This window comes from Pseudoalteromonas sp. MTN2-4 (assembly GCF_042848605.1).
GTDB lineage: Bacteria > Pseudomonadota > Gammaproteobacteria > Enterobacterales > Alteromonadaceae > Pseudoalteromonas.
In genome coordinates, this window is record NZ_BTGK01000005.1 from 123,495 (window position 1) to 145,761 (window position 22,267).

General features: G+C 42.0%; 20 protein-coding genes. 7 read left to right on the forward strand and 13 right to left on the reverse strand.

Annotation, left to right across the window (positions count from 1 at the left end; all coding sequences use genetic code 11):
• From ACGHEH_RS13600 to ACGHEH_RS13610, 3 genes are all read left to right on the forward strand, one after another.
• Nucleotides 1-1,836: a diguanylate cyclase gene (locus ACGHEH_RS13600; protein ID WP_390446225.1), complete on the forward strand. Its 1,836-nt coding sequence runs from the start codon at nucleotides 1-3 to the stop codon at nucleotides 1,834-1,836.
• 9 nt (nucleotides 1,837-1,845) lie between these two features.
• Nucleotides 1,846-2,856 carry a porphobilinogen synthase gene (gene hemB / locus ACGHEH_RS13605; protein ID WP_390446227.1) on the forward strand — a complete coding sequence of 337 codons (1,011 nt, stop codon included), beginning with the start codon at nucleotides 1,846-1,848 and terminating at the stop codon, nucleotides 2,854-2,856.
• A 144-nt stretch (nucleotides 2,857-3,000) separates the two neighbouring features.
• Nucleotides 3,001-5,985, forward strand: a complete 2,985-nt coding sequence (locus tag ACGHEH_RS13610; protein ID WP_390446229.1) for an ExeM/NucH family extracellular endonuclease — start codon at nucleotides 3,001-3,003, stop codon at nucleotides 5,983-5,985.
• A 50-nt stretch (nucleotides 5,986-6,035) separates the two neighbouring features.
• On the opposite strand, the gene ACGHEH_RS13615 is transcribed toward ACGHEH_RS13610, so the two are convergent.
• The 8 genes from ACGHEH_RS13615 to ACGHEH_RS13650 all read right to left on the reverse strand — a co-directional run bounded on the left by ACGHEH_RS13615 (nucleotide 6,036) and on the right by ACGHEH_RS13650 (nucleotide 14,540).
• Complete coding sequence (locus ACGHEH_RS13615) at nucleotides 6,036-6,428, reverse strand: hypothetical protein (protein ID WP_390446231.1); 393 nt, start codon at nucleotides 6,426-6,428, stop codon at nucleotides 6,036-6,038.
• Nucleotides 6,429-6,616: 188 nt separating this feature from the next.
• Nucleotides 6,617-8,704: an elongation factor G gene (fusA, locus tag ACGHEH_RS13620; RefSeq protein ID WP_390446233.1), complete on the reverse strand. Its 2,088-nt coding sequence runs from the start codon at nucleotides 8,702-8,704 to the stop codon at nucleotides 6,617-6,619.
• A 193-nt stretch (nucleotides 8,705-8,897) separates the two neighbouring features.
• Nucleotides 8,898-9,686: a TIGR00266 family protein gene (locus ACGHEH_RS13625; RefSeq protein ID WP_058031343.1), complete on the reverse strand. Its 789-nt coding sequence runs from the start codon at nucleotides 9,684-9,686 to the stop codon at nucleotides 8,898-8,900.
• 88 nt (nucleotides 9,687-9,774) lie between these two features.
• Nucleotides 9,775-11,076 (reverse strand): GntP family permease, encoded by a 1,302-nt coding sequence (locus ACGHEH_RS13630; RefSeq protein WP_138630445.1) that lies wholly within the window; start codon nucleotides 11,074-11,076, stop codon nucleotides 9,775-9,777.
• A gap of 120 nt (nucleotides 11,077-11,196) precedes the next feature.
• Nucleotides 11,197-11,889 carry a LytR/AlgR family response regulator transcription factor gene (locus ACGHEH_RS13635; protein WP_390446236.1) on the reverse strand — a complete coding sequence of 231 codons (693 nt, stop codon included), beginning with the start codon at nucleotides 11,887-11,889 and terminating at the stop codon, nucleotides 11,197-11,199.
• Nucleotides 11,886-12,947: a sensor histidine kinase gene (locus tag ACGHEH_RS13640; protein ID WP_390446238.1), complete on the reverse strand. Its 1,062-nt coding sequence runs from the start codon at nucleotides 12,945-12,947 to the stop codon at nucleotides 11,886-11,888. The genes ACGHEH_RS13635 and ACGHEH_RS13640 overlap by 4 nt, the downstream gene beginning before the upstream one ends.
• Nucleotide 12,948: 1 nt before the next feature.
• The gene (locus tag ACGHEH_RS13645) at nucleotides 12,949-13,818 is read right to left on the reverse strand and encodes a serine hydrolase domain-containing protein (RefSeq protein ID WP_390446240.1); all 870 of its coding nucleotides are present in this window, start codon (nucleotides 13,816-13,818) and stop codon (nucleotides 12,949-12,951) included.
• 86 nt (nucleotides 13,819-13,904) lie between these two features.
• Nucleotides 13,905-14,540, reverse strand: coding sequence for a hypothetical protein (locus ACGHEH_RS13650; RefSeq protein WP_138630453.1), 636 nt, complete (start codon nucleotides 14,538-14,540; stop codon nucleotides 13,905-13,907).
• Nucleotides 14,541-14,634: 94 nt separating this feature from the next.
• On the opposite strand from ACGHEH_RS13650, the gene ACGHEH_RS13655 reads away from it, so the two are divergent.
• Nucleotides 14,635-14,832, forward strand: coding sequence for a hypothetical protein (locus ACGHEH_RS13655; protein WP_390446242.1), 198 nt, complete (start codon nucleotides 14,635-14,637; stop codon nucleotides 14,830-14,832).
• A 768-nt stretch (nucleotides 14,833-15,600) separates the two neighbouring features.
• Here ACGHEH_RS13655 and ylqF read toward each other — a convergent pair.
• Nucleotides 15,601-16,545 (reverse strand): ribosome biogenesis GTPase YlqF, encoded by a 945-nt coding sequence (gene ylqF, locus ACGHEH_RS13660; RefSeq protein WP_390446244.1) that lies wholly within the window; start codon nucleotides 16,543-16,545, stop codon nucleotides 15,601-15,603.
• A gap of 152 nt (nucleotides 16,546-16,697) precedes the next feature.
• On the opposite strand from ylqF, the gene ACGHEH_RS13665 reads away from it, so the two are divergent.
• Nucleotides 16,698-17,234: a YaeQ family protein gene (locus ACGHEH_RS13665; protein ID WP_138567604.1), complete on the forward strand. Its 537-nt coding sequence runs from the start codon at nucleotides 16,698-16,700 to the stop codon at nucleotides 17,232-17,234.
• Between the two features lie 119 nt (nucleotides 17,235-17,353).
• Nucleotides 17,354-17,959 carry an alpha/beta hydrolase gene (locus ACGHEH_RS13670; protein ID WP_390446246.1) on the forward strand — a complete coding sequence of 202 codons (606 nt, stop codon included), beginning with the start codon at nucleotides 17,354-17,356 and terminating at the stop codon, nucleotides 17,957-17,959.
• 13 nt (nucleotides 17,960-17,972) lie between these two features.
• Here the strand turns inward: ACGHEH_RS13670 and ACGHEH_RS13675 are convergent, their stop codons facing one another.
• Nucleotides 17,973-18,182, reverse strand: coding sequence for a hypothetical protein (locus ACGHEH_RS13675; protein ID WP_138477677.1), 210 nt, complete (start codon nucleotides 18,180-18,182; stop codon nucleotides 17,973-17,975).
• A gap of 297 nt (nucleotides 18,183-18,479) precedes the next feature.
• Here ACGHEH_RS13675 and ACGHEH_RS13680 point away from each other — a divergent pair, with 297 nt between their 5' ends.
• Nucleotides 18,480-18,953: a Dps family protein gene (locus ACGHEH_RS13680; protein ID WP_390446248.1), complete on the forward strand. Its 474-nt coding sequence runs from the start codon at nucleotides 18,480-18,482 to the stop codon at nucleotides 18,951-18,953.
• On the opposite strand, the gene ACGHEH_RS13685 is transcribed toward ACGHEH_RS13680, so the two are convergent.
• The 3 genes from ACGHEH_RS13685 to ACGHEH_RS13695 form a co-directional block, all read right to left on the reverse strand.
• On the reverse strand, nucleotides 18,921-19,346 hold the full coding sequence (locus ACGHEH_RS13685; RefSeq protein ID WP_390446250.1) for a hypothetical protein: 426 nt from the start codon (nucleotides 19,344-19,346) through the stop codon (nucleotides 18,921-18,923). The two genes, ACGHEH_RS13680 and ACGHEH_RS13685, sit on opposite strands and share 33 nt — an antisense overlap.
• A 70-nt stretch (nucleotides 19,347-19,416) precedes the next feature.
• Nucleotides 19,417-21,480, reverse strand: coding sequence for a S9 family peptidase (locus tag ACGHEH_RS13690; protein ID WP_390446251.1), 2,064 nt, complete (start codon nucleotides 21,478-21,480; stop codon nucleotides 19,417-19,419).
• A 75-nt stretch (nucleotides 21,481-21,555) separates the two neighbouring features.
• Nucleotides 21,556-22,107, reverse strand: coding sequence for a hypothetical protein (locus tag ACGHEH_RS13695; RefSeq protein ID WP_390446252.1), 552 nt, complete (start codon nucleotides 22,105-22,107; stop codon nucleotides 21,556-21,558).
• Nucleotides 22,108-22,267 lie beyond the last annotated feature (160 nt).

Consider the following 22,267-nt stretch of genomic DNA (forward strand, 5'->3'; position numbering starts at 1 on the left):
ATGCGTATTTTGCTGTCGTTTTTATTATTTTTAAGCTCATTTCTTAGCTCAGCATTAGAGGTAGGCAACGATTTTCGTTATCAAAAACAACTGCCATACATTTATACGCTTGATGACAGCAAGAACCTCAAACAACTCATTGAAAAAAACGTTAACTGGACAAGTGAAGCAACAGAGCCACTTAACTTAGGCAAAAGTACTAAGCCGCTATGGCTTAAAGTCTCTCTTAAGAATCTCTCTGTGAGTGATATCGACTTATTATTAAGTGTCGATAATATCTTACTTGATAAAGTTACCGCTTACATTGCTACGCAAGACAACTCAATTATCACACTTGCCTTAGGCGATGCACTGCCGCTTGTGAAACGGCCGATAAAGCATGAGGCACAGCTAGTGCCCATCAAACTTTTAGCGCAACAACATGCTATTTTATATCTCAACATTGAACACTCGGGTGCCATCAATGTACCTTTGAGTCTGTGGCATCCTATTGAATATATAAAGTACAAAAGCAAATTCAATCTGATTTACGGTATTTTTGCCGGTTTTATTATTGCTCTAGCACTGATGCATTTGGCGCTATTCTCATTTACCAAAAAGCCTTACTTTTTATACGCGACAGCATTTGTGAGTTTACTGTGGCTACTCAACATTCACCTCTATGGCTTTAGCTATCGCTATTTATATGGCAACTGGCAGTGGCTACAACAATACGCACAACCGTTACTGATCCTGTTGTCGAGTTGTGCCTTAATTCCTTTATTGAAACCTTACATAAAGATACCAAAACTCAAAAGAGTACTTTCTTTACCTAAGCGCTATGCATATCTTGTAATTGCCTTAGTCACACTTGCTCTGGGCCTATTACCAATTGATATCGCTTTAGCATCCAGCTATACCCTTAGCTTTGTTGTGATTACAGCACTCATGCTGGTATTTATTAGCCAATGGGTGATTTACAAACAGCATGCGCCTTGTTTTATTAGCATGTTTGCTTTCATGCTATTTGCACTAGTACATCAAGTTAGCTTTGAATTAGGCTTTCTTTCAGGGCCGCAACTGAGTACCCCTGTCAGTTATTTTTGCTATTTCATTGTGAGCTTAATTCTTAGTTTTGCTTTGGTAAGACAGTTCATTTCTGAACGAGACCTTGAGGTCGAGGCTCAACAAGCTAAATTAGCCCATAGCCAAGCGCAAGATGCTCTGCTTAATGAAAAGCTTAAACTACAAGAACAAACACAAGCTGACTTAGAAGCACTCGTTGATGAACGCACCTTTGAATTACAGGTCACTTTGCGAGAGCTTGAAGATAAAAACCGTGAGCTTGAACAGATCAACATTGAAGATCCACTCACTAAAATTAAAAACCGTCGTTATTTCGATAAACGTCTACAAATGGAAGTAAGGCGCTCAAGACGAGAACAAAGTACATTAAGTGTCGTGATGTTAGACATAGATCACTTCAAAAATATTAATGATACCTATGGCCATTTAAGTGGCGATAAAGCCATTTGCGCTGTTGCTGATATCATCAAATCACACTTACAGCGCCCTTCAGACGAAGTCTTTCGTTATGGCGGTGAAGAATTTGTCATGTTACTACCGAACACAGAGCTTGTAGGTGCACAGCAAATTGCCGAGCAGATCCGCAGTACCGTTGAGAAATTCCAATTGAAACTCGACAAAGCAATCGTCAATCTGACGCTCAGCGCTGGCGTTTATAGTGCCATTGCTATCGACCCTAAATCACCACATCTTTATACCGACCTTGCTGACAAAGCACTCTATGAAGCTAAAAAGCAAGGCCGTAACCAAGTTAGAATCTATCAGCCTTAGGAGAATAGAATGGCTCAATCAGGATTAGATTTATTTCCTTATACTCGTATGCGTCGCATGCGTCGTGATGACTTCTCTCGTCGCCTGATGAGTGAAAATCAATTAACCGTGAATGACCTGATTTATCCAGTTTTTGTACTTGAAGGGAAAAACCGTCGTGAGGCCATTGAATCTATGCCTGACATTGAACGGTTATCTATCGACTTACTCGTAGAAGAAGCAAAAGAGTTGGTAGAGCTAGGTGTACCAGCAATCGCAATCTTCCCAGTAACACCTGCTGATAAGAAATCACTTCATGCGGAAGAAGCCTATAACCCTGAAGGGTTAGCGCAGCGAACAGTCCGTGCCCTAAAAGCTGAGTGTCCAAGCCTTGGCGTGATCACCGATGTGGCACTTGACCCATTTACGACGCATGGTCAAGACGGCATCATTGATGAAACAGGCTATGTGATGAACGACATCACCACAGAGATCTTAGTAAAACAAGCACTGTCACATGCTGAAGCGGGTGCCGATGTGGTTGCACCTTCAGATATGATGGATGGCCGCATCGGTGCCATTCGTGAAGCGCTTGAAGCTGAAGGTCACATCCATACACGCATCATGGCGTATTCAGCAAAGTACGCGTCAAGCTACTATGGTCCGTTCCGTGATGCAGTCGGCTCTGCAGGTAACTTAAAAGGCGCTGATAAAAAGAACTACCAAATGGATCCAGCTAATTCAGACGAAGCCATTCGTGAAGTTGCACTAGACCTGCAAGAAGGTGCTGATATGGTGATGGTTAAGCCTGGCATGCCTTACTTAGATGTGGTACGTCGCGTAAAAGACGAGTTTGGTGTACCAACTTTCGCTTATCAAGTAAGTGGGGAATACGCCATGCATAAAGCTGCGATTGATAATGGCTGGCTTGCTGAAAAGCCATGCATTATGGAATCGTTACTGGCCTTTAAGCGTGCCGGCGCTGATGGCATTTTGACTTACTTTGCTAAGCAAGCCGCAACCTGGTTAAAAGAACAGTAAAACCATATGAAATAAAGAGTGAAAGCATAGAGTTTTCACTCTTTACCCATCTCTAGCATTAACATTTTGTCATTTTTATGTAACATACCCCGCGTAGGCTAATGTCCCCATTTAGCTAATAATCAAAATATACACGGGAACAAAATGATTAAAACAAGCTTAAAACCCCTTGCTCTATTAGTAGCTGCCGCAACAGCTCCTGCGCAAGCAAATCTTATTATCTCTGAATATGTAGAAGGCAGTTCAAGCAATAAAGCTGTAGAGTTATACAACACTTCTGGTGCTGAACTCTCACTAGATGGCTACAGCATCTCTCTTTATTCAAATGGTAACGGTGATCTAGCTTCACCTAATAACACCTTAGCTTTAACCGGCACACTCGCGGCAAACGCAACCTACGTTATTGTAAATAGCAGAGCAGTTGATGAATTAAAAGCAAAAGCCAATACAGAATCAACCATTACTTTTTTCAACGGTGATGATGCATTAGTACTGACTAAAGACGGTACAATTGTTGATAGCTTTGGTCAGTTGGGTGTTGATCCTGGTTCAGCATGGGATGAGGGCGGTGTAACAACAGCCAACAAAACCCTGCGCCGTAAAGCAAGCATCACTTCAGGCCGCACTGATGCAACATCTGCTTTCAACCCAAGTGAACAGTGGGAGCAATTCGACCAAAATGATTTCTCTGGTATAGGTGCCCATGGTGCTACAGATGGTGGTGACGGTGGTGATACGCCTGAGCCAATTAAGCCGCTAGTGTGTAACGACGCATACACTACGATTAATGCGATCCAAGGCAATGCTGACGAAAGCCCACTTAAAGACCAAGTGGTTATTATTGAAGCGGTCGTAACAGCTGACCTACAAACTGACGACCAACTAAAAGGCTTCTTTGTTCAGTCATTAGCAAAAGATGTTGATACAGACGTAAAGACCTCTGAAGGTATTTTTGTTTACTACTCTGACTTAGATGTAAAAGTCGGTGACATTGTGCGCTTAGAAGGTACCGTACAAGAGTATTACAGTGCGACACAGATTGGTAATGTCACTCGTGCAGAGAGCTGTGGTACTGCGGATATCTCAGCTTCAACGCTTACTCTGCCTGTCGCCGCTTTAGATGATTTAGAAGCCTTTGAAGGCATGCTTGTCAACATAGAACAACCTCTTTTTGTAAACAATACCCATAGTTTAGGGCGATATGGTGAAGTTTCGCTTGGTACAGAACGCCTTTATCAAGGTACGCAAGTTGCACTTCCTGGTGATGCAGCCAATGCGGTAGAAGCACAAAATAAATTAAAAGAAATACTTCTAGATGATGGCTCTACAAAGCAAAACCTTGATCCTAAATACCCGCAAAATGGTTTAAGTGCATACAACAGCTTACGTTTAGGCGACACTGTAAATAGCTTAACAGGTGTTGTCGGCTACAGCTTCAACAAGTATCGTATTCACCCAACCGTTGATCTTGAATTTGTAAACAGTAATGAGCGTACTGACGCACCTGAGTTAAAAGGTGAGGGTGATTTACGTATCGCCAGCTTTAACGTATTAAACTACTTCAATGGTGATGGTGAAGGCGCTGGCTTCCCTACCCCTCGTGGTGCAGATAACGAAGAAGAATTACAGCGCCAACAAGCTAAACTTGTTTCTGCTATCACAGCATTAAACGCTGATGTTATCGGTTTAATGGAAGTCGAGAACGATGGTTTTGGTGAGCTGAGTGCAATTGATGATCTGGTTGCAGCAATTAATGCAGAATCAGACAGCGACTATGCGTTCGTTAACTTCAATGCAGAAAAGATTGGTACTGACGACATCACAACAGCGATCATTTATCGTAAAGATGTTGTTGAAGAGGCTGGCACGGCAAGCTTTACCACAGAAGCACCATTTGATTATAGCAACCGTCCACCAATTGCACAGAGCTTCAGAAAACTGGATACGAATGAAGAGTTCACAGTTGCAGTCGCTCACTTGAAATCTAAAGGTAGCTGCCGTAGCGCTGAAGGCAATAATGCTGACTTAGGCGATGGTCAAGGCTGTTGGAACGCAATCCGTACTGAAGGCGCGAATAAGTTCGCTGACTGGCTAATGACTTACCCAACAGGCAACGAAGATGCAGATATCATTCTTGTTGGTGACATGAATGCGTATGCGATGGAAGATCCGATTAAAGCATTTGCAGACAAAGGCCTAGCAAATGTAATGAACCACGTTGATGGCGATAACTTCGGATACTCTTATACTTTCTCTGGCCGCCTAGGTAGCCTAGACCATGCTGTAGCATCTGCTAGTCTTCTGAAGAAAGTAACAGACGCAACTGATTGGCACATTAATGCGGATGAACCTGCGGTATTTGACTATAACACTGAGTATAAGTCTGACACTCAGCTAGCAAGTTACTATGCTGATCATGCATACCGCTCGTCAGATCATGACCCGGTTGTTATCGAAATCAAGACTGTTGATGCTCGCCCTGTCATTACTACAGGTCAAACTTTCCAAATCGAAGAAAATGCTGAAATGGATAAGGAAATTGGCACATTAGTATTTACTGATGCCGATGCTGACCTATCACCAGTTACTAAGTTTATGATTGAAGGTACTGAGCTTGTAAAGATCAACGAGCAAGGTAAGTTAATGGTTGCTGGTGAACTTGATTACGAGGCGAATAGTGTAATCACATTCACAGTACAAGCAGAAGACTCAGCGGGTAATGTATCTGACAAGGTTGAGGTGACGCTGAACATCCTTGATATTGATGATACCAGCCCAGTCATTGCAGCTAATCAAACTTTCCAAATCGAAGAAAACGCCGAGATGGACTCAGAGATTGGTATGTTAGAGTTCAGTGATAACACTGCGGTAACTAAGCTGATGATTGAAGGCACTGAGCTTGTGAAGATCAACGAGCAAGGCACTTTAATGGTCGCGGGTGAGCTTGATTTTGAAACGAATAGTTCAATCACATTCACAGTACAAGCTGAAGATGCTGCTGGTAACCAATCAGAAGCCGTTGAAGTGACGGTTAATGTCCTTGATATTGATGAAGACGACAGCGGTAGCTTAGCATGGTTAAGCTTACTTGCGACACCGTTCGCTTTCTTACGTCGCCGACGTAAATAGTCTGTATTAACAATATAAAAATGCGCCTTAGGGCGCATTTTTTATAAAAACTATAAAGCCAGTAAACGCTCTGCTTTTGACAAATCAGCCTCACTGACCTGCCAAGCGTAAAAACGAACCACACTATTATCTCGAGTTCTTACCGTCAGCACATCTCCAAATAAGCTTGTGTGAGATGAAATTGATTCAATAGACTCTTGGTGAATATATCTCACTGTAAAGCCAATACCATAACTGATACCCGCTTTATCAATGTGCACAAACAGCTTATTTTTTTTCTGAAGCGTTGCCACAATAACACTAGATGACACCAAAACTAAACCCAACCACTTAAGTAGTTGAAATGTCACGAGCTCAAAATTGACGAGCACTAAACAGAACAGACCTAATGAGAAGCTAATTAGAAGCAATATTTTATTCGAATTTAAATCCACAGTGTGCACAACACGACTCCATTATACGTATCACAAAGCTGGTACTAAAATAGTTACACTATTTGAAGAATCGGCATAATACTTAGCCAATGTCCCTTTTTCAACTATATTTTATACGAAAATAGAATGAGATATTGCGGGCATAAAAAAACCGCTTGTAAAACAAGCGGTTTTTAAAATCAGATAAAAAGGGCTAATTACTTAGCTGCTTTTTTCTCTTTCTCAGCTGCGATTACAGTGTCAGCAACGTTTTGCGGACATGGTGCGTAGTGAGAGAATTCCATTGAGAACTGACCACGACCAGACGTGATAGTACGTAGGTGACCAATGTATCCGAACATTTCAGATAGAGGTACTTCACCCTTGATACGAACGCCCATTGCACCAGCTTCTTGGTCTTTGATCATACCACGACGACGGTTAAGGTCACCGATTACGTCACCTACGTTGTCTTCTGGCGTGAACACGTCAACTTTCATGATAGGCTCAAGAAGTTGTGCACCCGCTTTAGGGATAGACTGACGGAAAGCGCCTTTAGCTGCGATTTCGAACGCGATTGCTGATGAGTCAACTGCGTGGAAAGCACCATCGAATAGCTCAACTTCAACGTCTAGTACAGGGAAGCCCGCTAGAACACCTTCTTGCATCATTGATGCAAAGCCTTTCTCAACTGCAGGCCAGAATTCTTTAGGAACGTTACCACCAACAACTGATGAAGAGAACTGGAAGCCTGAGTTAGGCTCACCTGGCTTGATGCGGTAATCGATCTTACCGAACTGACCAGAACCACCAGACTGCTTCTTGTGCGTGTAGCTGTCTTCGATTTCTTGCGTGATAGTCTCACGGTAAGCAACCTGAGGCTGACCAACAACTAGCTCAACGCCGTAAGTACGCTTAAGGATGTCTACCTTGATGTCTAGGTGTAATTCACCCATACCTTTAAGGATAGTTTCACCTGAATCTTCGTCAGTCTCAACCTGGAATGACGGATCTTCTGCAACCATCTTACCGATCGCGATACCCATCTTCTCGTTACCACCTTTATCTTTAGGTGCAACAGCGATAGAGATTACCGGATCAGGGAAGATCATCGCTTCAAGAGTACATTCGTGCTTAGGATCACAAAGCGTGTGACCTGTTTGAACGTTCTTCATACCAACAACCGCGATGATGTCACCCGCTTGTGCTTCAGTCAGTTCGTTACGCTCGTCTGCTTGCATCTCAACCATACGGCCGATACGCTCTGTTTTACCAGTTGCAGAGTTAAGTACTGTGTCACCTTTCTTCATGCGACCAGAGTAGATACGGATGAACGTAAGTGCACCAAAACGGTCGTCCATGATTTTGAACGCAAGCGCTTTAAGTGGCTCTTCTGCAGAAACAGTTGCTACTTCACCAGTAGGCTCACCTGTGTCTTTGTCAGTTAGAGGCTGTGGATCAACTTCAGTTGGAGACGGTAGGTAGTCAACAACTGCGTCTAGAACTAGCTGCATACCTTTGTTCTTGAATGCAGAACCACAGAAAGTTGGGAAGAAAGCAAGGTCACGTGTACCTTTACGGATACAAGCTTTGATTTGCTCTAGTGAAGGCTCTTCACCTTCCATGTACGCTTCCATTAGGTCGTCGTCTTGCTCAACCGCAGACTCAACTAGCATCTCATGGTATTCTTCAACTTTGTCTACCATATCAGCTGGAACGTCAGTGATTTCGTAGTTTTCAGGAAGGCCTGTCTCGTCCCAGATGTATGCTTTTTTCTCTAGTACGTCTACAACACCAGTGAACTGGTCTTCGATACCGATTGGAAGAGTCATAACTAGTGGGTTAGCACCAAGTACTTTCTCAACCTGACCAACTACGCGGTAGAAGTCAGCACCCATACGGTCTAGTTTGTTTACGAAGATACAACGTGCAACTTCTGATTCGTTCGCATAACGCCAGTTAGTTTCTGACTGTGGCTCAACACCACCAGAACCACAGAATACACCGATACCGCCATCAAGTACTTTAAGTGAACGGTATACTTCAACTGTGAAGTCAACGTGTCCAGGAGTATCGATAACGTTTAAACGGTGGCCTTTCCACTCACAAGTTACAGCTGCTGATTGGATTGTAATACCACGCTCAGCTTCCTGTTCCATGAAGTCAGTAGTTGACTCACCGTCGTGAACCTCACCAGTTTTGTGAATTTTACCAGTAAGCTTTAGGATACGCTCAGTGGTGGTAGTTTTACCCGCATCAACGTGCGCGAAAATACCAATGTTTCTGTATTTCGATAAATCTGCCATTGTTTTACTCTATTTAAAGTAGAAAATTATTCGGCGGGAGTATATCACCTCTTTCGGTGAACATCATCCTAGATATCGTCTAAAATGCAGACAATTTGCTAAAAAGTGATTTTTCTTGAAAAGAAATACGCCTCACTCGATACATTTAAATCGAATGAGGCCGAAAAGCGCTTAAATAAAAGGGTTTCTAAGGCTAGTCGCCATCAATTATGTCACCAATTGAACCTAGCACTGAGCCCTCACCTTGACGACTACCTCCTTGACTTGGTGCATGTTGGATCACTCTGTCGGCCAACCTTGAGAAAGGTAAACTTTGGATCCACACAGTGCCGGTACCCGACAACGTCGCTAGAAATAGTCCTTCACCACCAAAGAACATACTTTTTAGACCACTGACACGCTCAATATCAAACTCAATCCCTTCGCTAAAACCGACCACACAGCCTGTATCTAACTTCAATGTGTCATTATTAAGTTGCTTTTTGATAACCGTGCCGCCTGCATGGGCGAAGGCCATACCATCACCTTGCAAATGCTCAAGAATGAAGCCTTCGCCACCAAAAAAGCCTGCGCCAAGTTTACGTTGAAATGCAATGTCAACTTTGGTGCCTAGAGCGGCACACAAAAAAGAGTCTTTTTGCAAATAAACAGAGCCGCCAAGCTCGGCCATATCTAAAGGTATAATGGAGCCTGGAAAAGGCGCAGCAAATGCGACACGTTTTTTGCCATGCCCACTATTCGTAAAGTGCGTCATAAATAGCGACTCACCACTGATCATCCGCTTACCTGCACTGAATAGCTTACTCATAAAACCCTGTTCAGGCTCTGAGCCGTCCCCCATTTTGGCTTCAAACTCAATGCCGCTTTCCATATAATTCATTGCGCCTGCTTCAGCAATTACGGTCTCTCGTGGGTCTAGCTCGACCTCAACCATCTGCATGGACTCGCCGATTATTTCATAATCAATTTCATGACATCGCATTGTGTAATCCTTCTAGATTGAACATGATTGTGGCTGTTATCTTGCGCTTAAAAACACCGCGATTAACAGCCTTAAATTGTAAGCAAAGTTAAAAAACAATAAATAACCCTAAGATCAGCGCCAAGCCTATTAACGGAACGACCACAGTGAGCATCGCTAGAGGCCAATAAGCATCTTGGTGTTTTTCGCCACAAATCGCACGTATGGTCGTCACCACATAGCCATTGTGTGGCAAGGTATCTATGGCACCTGAGCTTATTGCTACTACACGGTGCAATTCATCAGCCTCAACACCCAAGTCCATGTAATGTGGCGCCACCAAAGGTAAAGCGATGGCCTGTCCACCAGATGCTGAGCCAGTTAAACCGGCAATGACACTCACCGCTATCGCAGCACCAATTAGTTCATGCCCAGGGATCTGCGTCATCATAACGACTGCATCTTGAAATGCTGGGGTCAGCTTAGCCACTGCGCCAAAGCCAACAACAGCTGCCGTATTTCCTATTGCAACTAAAGCGCCTGTTGTTGCTTGATTCACCGCAGCTTCAATATTAATAAAGTATTTAAAGTTAATAATAAATAGACTGATCACCCCACCGAGTAAAGCCACAATTAAGGCATTTTGCTGCAGTGCTTCATGTAAGGTAAAAGACAGCGCCAGCACGACCAACAAAGGGATCACACCCGTAATAGGATTTGGCAGCTTGTTGCGTGTTGCCTCAGGGTCATTATCTCGCGCTTCAAACTGTTCGCCTTTTGCTACGGCACGTTTAATCATATATTGCAGTAATACATATCCGAGTCCCGCCATGAATATGGCAATGATCAAACTCTCTTGCCATGCAGCATAAGGTGAAGTGCCTAGGTATTTTATCGGGATCCAGTTTTGAATTTCAGGGGAGCCTGCCGATGTCATGGTAAAAGTGACAGAGCCGAACGCCAATGCCGCAGGAATAAATCGACGAGGCAAGTTCGCATCTTTAAATAGACTGAGTGCCATGGGGTAAACCGAAAATGCCACGATGAAAACACTTACACCACCATACGTGAGCAAGGCACAAGCAAGCACTACAGCCAACACCGCATACTTCATACCCAGTTTATTCACGATATAGCGAGCAACAGCATCTGCCGCCCCACTGTCTTCCATCAACTTGCCAAACAGTGACCCCAATAAGAACATTAAAAACCAAGCTTGCACAAAACCAGCAAAACCACTCATGTAGCCCGATACAAAACTTGCCTGATCACTTATTTGGAATAAAGGTATACCACTCGATAACGCGACAACCACAGCGCACAAAGGGGCTGAAATAAATAAGTTAACGCCCCTGAGCGTCAATACGATTAATGTAACTAACGCAAATGCGAGACCGATTGAACTCAACATAATGTCACCTGTTTGTTTTTATTTTTGTTTTAAACCAACCCTCTAATTAAATGCTCTATTTTGAAGATTGGTATTACAGATAACTACACGTTAGGAGATTTAGATGAAAAAGTACACAGTCTATAATTTATAACGTTGTTTAAATGCGGTTGTTTGATTGCGAGACAAAGCAATTTGCAGATTATTTTGCAACCTCACTTCAAGCGTACCGCCACTTTCTTGTTCCAGTTCTGCGATATTATTAATATTAAATAGCCAACTTCTATTGGCCCTGAAAAAAGGCTCTTTCGGTAAACGCTCAGCGATATTTGCCAATGTTCGATACACGCTAACAGCGCCATTTTCTGTGTGTAAGCGCGTATAATTTCCCATGGCTTCAAATGCCTGCACCTCTTCTAACGCAATAAAAAAGCAACGTTGACCATCTTTGATAAAAAAGCGACTGTCTATTTCAAGTGGCGTTTGCAGTTTCTTATACTTTTCGATCGCCACAGCCAGACGAGCTTGCGTCACAGGTTTAAGCAAGTAATCGAGGGCGTTGACTTCGAATGACTTAACAGCAAAATCATCATGCGCGGTGACAAAAATCACATGAGGCACATAGGTTAATTGTGCCAATAAGTCGAACCCACTGCCGCTGGGCATATTGATATCAAGCAGCAGTAAATCAGGTTGTTCCTGCTCTATAACCACCTTGGCTTCAATGATATCTGGTGCCTCACCAACCACATCAAGTCCACCTAACTCTTCAATTTGCGCTTTTAGTTCAAGTCTTGCTAAATGGCTATCATCTACAATCACCACCCGAGTCATACTGTTTCCTTTGGTAATTCAATACGTGTAATTACTTGCTGATCTTGCTCAAAACGATTCAACCTTGCTTGACCTTTATAGAGTAACGCCAAACGTTTCTCTATATTTTTTGTCGCCAAACCCAAGCCATCTGAAGGCTGCTTGTTTGTAAGTAAGGGATTAACAACTTCAATCATGAGCTTTTCTTCACAGCTAATCGATAAATAAACTGTGCCACCTATGCGACTATTTGCAATGCCATGCTTAATGGCATTTTCTAAACATAACTGTAGGATCATTTTCGGCATAGTTAACTGAAGCGCCTCAGGTACAACCTTGATTTGTGTCTTTAATCGCTCTGCTAAACCAATTTTGCATAGGTTTAAATAATGTTCTGCATTTGCAAGCTCTTCTGATAATGGCACTTTATCTTCATGATTGGGTTGCAGAGAATAACGCAACATATCAGCCAATTCAGCTAAGCTATCACGCGCTTGAGAGGGCTGGGCTAAAATCAAAGCCCGAATGTCGTTAATGGCATTAAATAAAAAGTGAGGGTTCAGTTGGCTGTTCAACGCCTGTAATTGACTAACCGTGAGTAATGAGTGCGCCTCTGTTAACAATTTAATTTTACTTACCGCTAAATACCCAAATGACCATAACAATGTCATACCCAACATATTAATGCCGTTACTCAAACCTACATGCTCTATGATGAAAGTAACTTGCGAAGATGGAATTGGTTGAGATACGCCAATGTAAGCAATGAAAAAAACACCGAGTAATAACACGGCTGTTGCTAAAAACGTGCAAATTAATGCACCTATAAATAAAAAGATAAACTGATGTAAGTTACTCTTTTGTTGCATAAAACGTTTATATACACAACGTAAAATATACGTCACTAGAGCACCAGCCGATAAAAAGATTGCACCATATACCGCTTCTACCCAACCCGCATAAGGGTTTTGCATGACAATAGAAGTAATGAATATGTAGGCAATTAACCAACTGATGATATGACAGACAGCGAAAACATATCGCTGTCCGAAAAAGTACTGATACTGTAGAAGCTTCATTTTATTTATCTTTATTTTGCAACTGCTCAAAGAGTGTCATCGCTATTTTGCCTGCATCACGCTCACCCGCAACCATAGTGATCACAGCAACCTGTTTTTTAGGGTTAAATACCACCATAGTACTAAAGCCAGCCGTTCGTCCTCCGTGAAAATATTGACCTTGCTGCCCTACTCGCCAAGCATAAGCCATGTCATCATTTAAGAGAGTCAAACTGTTGCCCATTGACTTAGCCAATGTGGGGATATTTTTCGGCGATAGCCAATATGCACTGATCCAATTTGCCATATCTTGTGGTGACGCTAACACGCCACCAGCTCCAACTAGGCTATCAAAGTGCCAATTAGGTACCTTATCACCATAATAGTCCTGACCTCTCAGTTTAGTTTGCTTAGAACCTGTTATCGCTAACTGCGCATGCTCCATTTCTAAGTTATCAAATAAATATTTTTCTACCATATGAGACTGTGACACTTTGAAGTTTTCAGCCATTAACCAACCAAGTAAGCCATAGCCATAATTGGAATATTCAAACGACCCAGGGGCTGAATTACTTGCGCTTAGTGCTTCTGCAAGGGCATCATCTCCAAATAGCGCATAAGGGTCATCCATGTTAATGGGGGTTAAGTTACTGGGTAATCTAGGCAGACCAGAACGATGGGTTAATAATTGCTGAAGAGAATAATTATGATGACGATATTGTTTATCTAGTAACTGAGCAACAGGCATATCAAGTGACCATTCTTGCTCTATCACCAGCTGGCTTGCTAACAAGGCAAACAGCGGTTTTGACACTGATCCTATTTCAAACAAACTCGACTTGTTAACTGGCTCCCCATGCAGGTAAAACACTTGCTCATCACCTTTAAGCACAATAATTGCGGCATTTATGTCAGCAAAGATGTCAGGTAACTGAGCCTGAAGCTGGCTCAGCTTTATTTCTACCTGCTTGTCGTTATTTATAGCTGTTTTTTTTTCAAGGTAAGCGGCATCTCAAAGCCTTGTACAAACTTCCCCTTGTAACCTTGTTCGCTGAATTTGCCAGAAAAACTTGCACTGATCATTTTCGATTTAAACGTCATTTCATCATTATTAATTGCAAACTCCGTCATGGGAATACCATAACTCTGCTGAGCAGGGCTATCTAATGAGGTATAAAAGCCACCATGAATCACAGCCACCTGAACCACAAGAGGCAAAGGTTTACCATTAATATCAAGCTCACCAGTATAAGCGCCTTCATATTTAAGCTGCGTTAGATCTTGCTCGCTAAGGCGCTGCAGGGTTACAGGCATTGCTCGACCTTGTGTAAAGGTACCAACTAATTTGTTCCCTTTTACTTCACCGGTAAACTCAGCTTGAAGTTGCTTATCTTTAAAAGATAAATGCGTTTTTGATACTGAAAACTCTGTTGGCACTTTGCCAAATGCACCTTGATTAGGACTATCTAGCGTCACAGCATTTGCGTTAACGTCAACATTGAATCCTAAAGTTAAATATACACCCGGCTGTATTTCTAATAAGCCACGCCATTTATCCATTGCGATTGTCGTTGCACTCATTAATAAACTCACTATTACTAATAACCATTTCATTTTTAGCTCCTTAGTGATTGCTACCGCAATCAGCATACCTTTTGATAACTTAAGTACCAAACCTAGTTAAAGATTACATTGTGAAAAGTTTTGCATGGGCGATTATTTGTTCGAAAGGAAGAAAAACGATGTGAACAGCAAAGAAATAACAAACCAAGAAGTAAATGAGAATTATTTTCAAATAAGTATTGACACAAATCAAAAGCTAACTGATAATCAATTTCAACAAGACGAAATAACACACAACTTCATCTTGTTTATCGACCCAGAATTCGTGACGCAAACACGTTAACAGCACTGGTCAAAAGCCAAAAATAACACGCCCCTGTTAGATTAAGCTGGCGACCAAACTTATTTTACTTGCTACATTGCTCATATCGGTGACGGTAGATATGAAAAGTCAAAAAGCCCTTAATAGGGCTTTTTTTATGTCTAAATTTTGTATTTTCATAACGAAAGATCTAAATGAGAATTATTTTCAAATATTTATTGACACACTAAACAATCTAACTGATAATCAATCTCAACAAGAAAGCACGCTACTGAATCTTGTTTCTCGACCCAGAATTCGTGATGCACACACGTTAACAGCATTGGCCAATAACACTCTGTAACGCGCCCCTTGTTATCAAGTGTTAGCGGCCAAACCCATTTTACTTGCTACATTGCTCATATCGGTGACGGTAGATATGAAAAGTCAAAAAGCCCTTAATCGGGCTTTTTTTATGCCTGTAATTCCCGAATTCAGCCACCAAAAATAAATGATAATTATTTTCAAAAAGACTGTTGACACATCCATTAATCTAACTGATAATCAATCTCAACAAGGCGAGATTGACGGCTTACTTTGTTACTTTACTCTAATTGTTTCTCGACCCGAAACACGTGTTGCCACGTTAAAGCCATGGTAGGAAGTGAGATGTCGCAACGCCCCTCGCGATATCTTCACTTTTCTCCAAACACATTTTACTTGCTACATTGCTCATATCGGTGACGGTAGATATGAAACACAAAAAGCCCTGAAAGGGCTTTTTTTATGTCTGCAATATACGTGAGTGTTTTAGCGGCGGTTCTTACGCGCTCTTGCTCTACGTAGCTTTTTCTCTTCCTCTTTTGCTGCTTTTTTCGCTTCAGCTGCAGCACGCAGCTCAGCAACCATAATTTCTTCTTCATCACGCATCGCAGGTGTTTCCATGGTGATGCGACCAATAATGGCATCTCGTAACTCATTGATTAAGATTTCAGACATCTTATGGGTATCAACTTGGTTACCACCGCGAATACAACCACGCTTACGGCCCGCCATTTCGACAAACTCCCAATCTTGCTCAGGCAACTCATCAATTTTATAGCGTGATTTTAATAACTCTGGGTAAGCACTTAGTAAGTATTCGGCGGTAAAGCTGGCGACTTCCTCGTAGTTCATCGCCGTATCTTTTACTGCACCTGTTGCCGCTAGACGATAACCCGAGTTTTCATTTTCAACTTTTGGCCATAACATGCCAGGTGTGTCATACAGCATGATGCCATCTTCAAGTCGAATACGCTGCTGAGACTTGGTCACCGCGGGTTCATTACCGGTTTTCGCCACGATACGACCAGCAAGGTGGTTAATTAAAGTCGATTTTCCTACATTCGGGATACCCATGATCATGGCTTTTAGCTGCTTATCTGCACCCACTTTATGTGGGGCTAGCTTTTTACAAAGTTCGTTTACCTTCGCAACTTCGGCACCTTTATCATGACCAAACGCAATGGCTTTAACACCACTTTCTTGTTCAAAATAATCCATCCATTGCTTGGTAAGCTCAGGGTCGGCCAAGTCAGCTTTGTTCATAATTTTGATGACCGGTTTATCACCGCGAAGCGCAGACACCATTGGGTTTTCACTGCTATACGGGATCCTCGCATCTAAAACTTCGATAATCACATCCATTTGCGGCATGATCTCTTTAATCTCATTGCGAGCCTTGTTCATATGCCCAGGAAACCACTGAATGGCCATACTTGCGCTCCTAAATTCTGTTCGACAAAAATTGATTGCGCTATTTTACGCAAAAATAAGCAAAAACACTAAACAACCTCGTTGATAAAATCGTATTTAAACGAGCTTGCTCATGTATACTGCTGCCATTCTTATTAGCATGAATGAAGACAATGGCTTTAAAATCGACCATCATCAAAGCGCAACTCGCTTTGAGCGATATGGATAAACACGTATACGAAACTCTCTCTCTAACGGTAGCGCAACACCCTTCTGAAAATGAACAGCGCTTAATGATCCGCATTTTAGCATTTGCGCTTCACTACCAAGAACGCTTGGAATTCACCAAAGGTCTATGTGCTGATGATGAGCCTGAAGTTTGGTTAAAAAACTATAATGAAGAGATTGAGCTTTGGATAGAGCTAGGTCTGCCAGATGAAAAGCGCGTTAAGAAAGCCTGTAATCGCGCTAAAGATGTGGTGTTATATTGCTATGGCGAAAACAACCAAGAAATTTGGTGGCAAAAGAATCAGCCTAAGCTGTATAGCCACAATAATCTATCGGTTATCAGTTTACCGTATGAAGCAACATCACAACTTGCGACGATGGCAAAACGTGGCATGAATTTAACCGTGACAGTGCAAGATGGTGAAATTTGGGTAAGCGATGAAGAACAAAGTGTGCACATTATCCCAACCATCTGGAAATAGTGGTCATCATTGGCAAAACTTGAACTTTAATTGGTTTTCAACGATTAATTAAGCTCCGGCTCAGTTTCACTTGTTAGAGTAATCTCAACAAAACAGGGAAGGCTTAAATTGGAGGCACAATGGCAATACATAAAATCATCGTTTTGCATGGGCTTTATATGTCTGGCTTCGTGATGCAGCCATTGTGCAATAAGCTTAAGAAACACCAATTTGAAATTTTAAATCTTACTTACAATACCCTTAGCCCTGATAAATCAGAGATCTTCTCTCAAATCGATGACTTTATTGGCAATGATAGCGCTGCGCTAGTTTGCCACTCAATGGGCGGATTAATCGCGCGCGCATACTTAGATAACCACTCAGCAATCAGTGAGCAAGTTGAGAAGGTCATTACCTTGGGCACGCCCCACAAAGGCAGCATATTTGCCAAGCAGATGCATGAAAAAGGGCTCGATGTTTTTTTAAAAAACAGTGTGGAGTTTTTGGTCTCAGACAATCAAGATTGGCCATACAAGGCAAGGCTTTACAGCATTGCTGGTGATTTACCTTTGGGACTGATGCCTATCTTACAAAAAGGCAGTAGCTCTGATGGCACAGTATTATTGGAAGAAACAAAACTACAAGGTATGGCAGAACACAAAGTATTTCATGTTAGCCATACCAGTATGATTTATTCACGCAAAGTCACCGACTATGTACTATCACTTCTAACTGATTCTGAATGACTTTAGTACTTGCTTAGTGATCGCCTTTTTCTGCAATTTTATAAGCCACAAATGCGATAATGCCTGTGATCAGTGGGATTGGTGCTGCAATATAACCAAATGCATCTGAGTTTGCGAAACTCGCACCTGCTAAATGACCAACAAGACCGACGACAAATGCCAGTAGCGCGATAACGACAACGGTGATTTCTGCTTTATGTTGAGATTGTGTTTTTAGTTCCATGATGACACCCATTGATTTTTGTCTGTTTACAGAGTCATTATGCGCGTCATGCCTGTGTAATTATTGACCTAAATCAAGTTCTATTTCTGGTATTTATACCCCCTATCACCAACTTGTTATAGATCAATTGTTCGGTCAAAAAGCAAACAAACCAGCTAATGTTGGCAAGCTTTATTCCATAGATTAATAACACCTAACCAATCGCTTTTTTGAATTGCAGTTATTGTTTTATCCCGTTAGACCAATCAAAGCACATACCCCATACTTACTCCCATGCAAACAACAGGAGTAAATAACATGACACAGTTCAGCGATATCGGTTTATCAACACAAGCAAGTGAAGACCTAGCAGTAAAACTAAATGGCTTATTAAGTAATTATCAAATTCAATACATGAATGCGCGTGGTTTTCATTGGAATATCAAAGGCAAAAACTTTTTTGAACTGCATCTAAAGTTTGAAGAGATTTATGACCAATTATTGTTAAAAGTAGATGAGCTAGCGGAACGTATCCTAACCATAGGTGGCCAGCCACTTCATGCATTTAGCGATTATCTTGAGCGTGCTGAAATTCAAGAAGCGAAAAACATCACAGAGGGTAATGAAGCGGTGACAACACTACTGAATGGTTTCACGCTATTATTAAAACAGCAACGCGAGATTTTAGGTGTGGCAAGTGATGCAGAAGATGAAGGTACAGCCGCTCTAATGAGCGACTATATTAAAGAACAAGAGAAACTAGTGTGGATGCTCAAAGCTTATTTGGGATAGTTCGGCTAAAGGCTTCATATGCTCAGGCTTAGCACTCATATAAGCCTTCTCATCAGGGTAAAAGCAGATCTCTGTTTTTGCCCCTTGCCACAGCTGCTTTAGGTTATATTCAGCAATTGGATTCACACCTATATAGTCGACCCATTTATAACCTCGTTGCTTTACCCCTTCGAAATATTCTTTAGTTGCCTCCAAACTATCTGAGGTACTCATTTCAAATTCAGATAAATTCAATACAGCACTGTCACAAGGTATTGGCTCTGACATAACACGTTTAATAATATCATTTTGAAAATCAATCACCCCTTCGCGATTGAACCCACCTTTCAACGCAATATAAATAGTCGCATTTTCAATATGAACACGCCATAAACCGTGTGCTTTAAACTTCATCTTTACTCCTATTAAAACAGAGCTGTGAATGTCACAGCCCGTCTTAGTCATTTAAAAGTATAGCGTCTTATCATGACGCCTGTTCAAACAGGCTAATAAAAAATGCCTGCTCTAGGGCGATTTCCTCAAGGCGCTTAAAACGACCACTTGCGCCGCCATGACCAGACCCCATATCCGTTCTGAATAACAATAAAGAGTCTGTAGTTTTAGTTTCACGTAATTTCGCTACCCACTTCATCGGCTCCCAATACTGCACTTGCGAATCATGCAGGCCTGTCGTAACCAAAATATGAGGATAAGCTTGTGGCAGTAAATTGTCATATGGTGAATATGCCTTGATAGTGTGATAATCAGCTTCGTTATTTGGATTACCCCACTCGTCATATTCATTCGTCGTAAGCGGGATTGACTCATCAAGCATGGTTGTCAAAACGTCTAAAAACGGCACATGGCATCCTATCCCTAAGTACAATTGAGGGGCTTGGTTTACCACAGCCCCCATTAATAAACCGCCCGCACTGCCACCAGAAGCAAAGACTTTATGCGCATCAGCATAACCTTGCTCAACAAGGCTACGGGTCACATCTTCAAAGTCGTTAAAGGTGTTTTGTTTATGGGCTTTTTTGCCTTGCTCATACCATTGTCGACCTAACATTTCAGAGCCGCGAATATGTGCAATGGCATACACAAACCCTCTGTCTAATAAACTCAGGGTATTACTTGAGAAGTTTGGATCTATGGTGATGCCGTAAGCGCCATAGCCATACTGCAGCATAGGGTTTGTGCCATCTTTTTTAAATAATGACTTTTTATATACCAAAGAGACAGGCACTTTAACGCCATCTCGCGCCGTAATGTGTAAGCGCTCAGAGGCATAGTCATCCGCTGAAAAACTACCAAGTACTTGCTGCTGCTTTAAGCACTGCTTTTCACCTGTGGCTAGGTCGCATTCATACACGCTACTCGGCGTAGTCAGACTTGAATAATGAATGCGCACGGCAGTTGATTCTGGCTCGGGGTTATTGCCCATATGGGCGCTATAACACACATCATTAAATGCCAATGTATGGCTACCGCCCTGATAGTCATGCACGACAAAACGTGTTTGCCCTAAACAACGCTCAGTCACAATATAATGGCTATTGAAAAGCTCTAATCCTTCAATCAGTACGTCATCTCTTTGTGCAATTTGTATCTGCCAATTCGCTATATCTGCGATGTCTTCTAACTTTGCTGTACAGAGCTTAAAGTTTTTTGCTTGGTGGTTAGAGACAATGAAGTACTGATCTGCAAACTTATCAATACCAAATTCATGGCCTTCTAAACGCGGACACAATAACTCAAATACCTGTTCAGGATTATTAGCATCGAGCGCCCATTGTTCTGATGTTTCGGTTGCAGCTAGATAAATATAGATCTGGCTATCGTCACGACTTTTTCCTAAGCCCATATAAAACTGACGATCTTGCTCTTCATAAACGAGCACGTCATCTGATTGAGGGGTACCCAGTACATGCCTGAACACTTGAAAACCTAGTAGAGTTTGTAGGTCTTTCTTTACATAAAAAACCGTACGATTATCATTGGCCCATACCACTTGGCCTTCGGTATTTTCTAACTCATCAGACAGATATTCGCCGCTTTCTAAGTTGATAAACTTAACTTTATAAATACGTCGGCCATCAGTATCTTCGCTATAGGCCATCAGTTCATCGTTTTGGCTCACCGCCATATCGCCAATATCATAATACTCGTAAGGTGCGGCAAGTTCATTGACGTCCAGCAGCAACTGCTTGTTTTGCATCTCGGCATTGTCTGCTCGATAGTGAAACGCATATTCGTTGTCACCTGCAACTTCACTCATATACCAGTATTTACCATCCTTTACTGGCACTGAACTATCGTCTTTTACAATGCGCCCTTTCATTTCTTCAAACAATTGATCTTTCAGAGTATTATGAGGTGCCATTACCGCTTTTAAGTAATCGTTTTCAGCCTCTAAGTGCGCCAGTATCTCTGGGTCTTGACGATTATCGTCACGCATCCAGTAATAGTTATCGACGCGTTGCTCTGCGTGCGTCTCTAAAATATGGGGGATTTTTTTTGCGATTGGGGCTGAAATAGACTGACTCACTTGCCTTTCCTTAAATAAGTTAATTAGCAGCAGTGTACCATAGTCAAACGACCTGAAAAGGGAATGCAATATAGCTCAGCACACTTCCCAAGCCATTTCCCACATAGCGCCAATTCCAGGCTCGAAGTCGCCGCTGGTATCACGACAATATTCACTAAATGGCCAAGCTTTGCACTTGTAATAACGTCCTGTTGCTGGATGCCATACTTTGGTACCTGGTTGATAGTTTTGCGGCTGCTGAGGATAAATGTTTTGAGAGTGCGCTTCATCACTTCGCGCTTTCGGCTTAGCCGTACATTGATAGCTGAGTTCGAACTGCGTAATGCCACTACTTGGGTGGCTAAAGACAGGTAACTCTCCGTAGCCCACTTCCCAGCCCAATAAAGCTTTTTTACCCACCTTTACAAGAGGCAGATGAAAATTAATGAGGTTTGCCAGTTCTCGGGTCCAATACTGTGATGTTTGCATTGCATTGTAAGCAATGTTTAAAGTGAGCTGCAACGCTTCGATTTCACCTTCTTGAGTAAAAAAATGCGCAGTAACATTATCGCCAACATATAAATGACGATTCTGTTTTAATACTGATATCTGTTGCCATTCATCAAGTATCAATGGGCGCCTAAACATAACTATCTCAAAATAAAGAACGAACCTAAATTATAGCTAGCGACACCCCAAACTCAACCTTTTAACTACAAAATAAAAAAAGACTACTACTTTTGTATATAAACTCATATTCTATATAAAAAAGGCCAGCATATGCTGGCCTAGATACTCTTTAAAATAA

Coding starts and splice junctions, on each gene's coding strand:
- ACGHEH_RS13600 (WP_390446225.1), top strand. CDS start 1: ATGCGTATTTTGCTGTCGTTTTTATTATTTTTAAGCTCATTTCTTAGC.
- hemB (WP_390446227.1), top strand. CDS start 1,846: ATGGCTCAATCAGGATTAGATTTATTTCCTTATACTCGTATGCGTCGC.
- ACGHEH_RS13610 (WP_390446229.1), top strand. CDS start 3,001: ATGATTAAAACAAGCTTAAAACCCCTTGCTCTATTAGTAGCTGCCGCA.
- fusA (WP_390446233.1), bottom strand. CDS start 8,704: ATGGCAGATTTATCGAAATACAGAAACATTGGTATTTTCGCGCACGTT.
- ACGHEH_RS13625 (WP_058031343.1), bottom strand. CDS start 9,686: ATGCGATGTCATGAAATTGATTATGAAATAATCGGCGAGTCCATGCAG.
- ACGHEH_RS13630 (WP_138630445.1), bottom strand. CDS start 11,076: ATGTTGAGTTCAATCGGTCTCGCATTTGCGTTAGTTACATTAATCGTA.
- ACGHEH_RS13635 (WP_390446236.1), bottom strand. CDS start 11,889: ATGACTCGGGTGGTGATTGTAGATGATAGCCATTTAGCAAGACTTGAA.
- ACGHEH_RS13640 (WP_390446238.1), bottom strand. CDS start 12,947: ATGAAGCTTCTACAGTATCAGTACTTTTTCGGACAGCGATATGTTTTC.
- ACGHEH_RS13650 (WP_138630453.1), bottom strand. CDS start 14,540: ATGAAATGGTTATTAGTAATAGTGAGTTTATTAATGAGTGCAACGACA.
- ACGHEH_RS13655 (WP_390446242.1), top strand. CDS start 14,635: ATGGGCGATTATTTGTTCGAAAGGAAGAAAAACGATGTGAACAGCAAA.
- ylqF (WP_390446244.1), bottom strand. CDS start 16,545: ATGGCCATTCAGTGGTTTCCTGGGCATATGAACAAGGCTCGCAATGAG.
- ACGHEH_RS13665 (WP_138567604.1), top strand. CDS start 16,698: ATGGCTTTAAAATCGACCATCATCAAAGCGCAACTCGCTTTGAGCGAT.
- ACGHEH_RS13670 (WP_390446246.1), top strand. CDS start 17,354: ATGGCAATACATAAAATCATCGTTTTGCATGGGCTTTATATGTCTGGC.
- ACGHEH_RS13675 (WP_138477677.1), bottom strand. CDS start 18,182: ATGGAACTAAAAACACAATCTCAACATAAAGCAGAAATCACCGTTGTC.
- ACGHEH_RS13680 (WP_390446248.1), top strand. CDS start 18,480: ATGACACAGTTCAGCGATATCGGTTTATCAACACAAGCAAGTGAAGAC.
- ACGHEH_RS13685 (WP_390446250.1), bottom strand. CDS start 19,346: ATGAAGTTTAAAGCACACGGTTTATGGCGTGTTCATATTGAAAATGCG.
- ACGHEH_RS13695 (WP_390446252.1), bottom strand. CDS start 22,107: ATGTTTAGGCGCCCATTGATACTTGATGAATGGCAACAGATATCAGTA.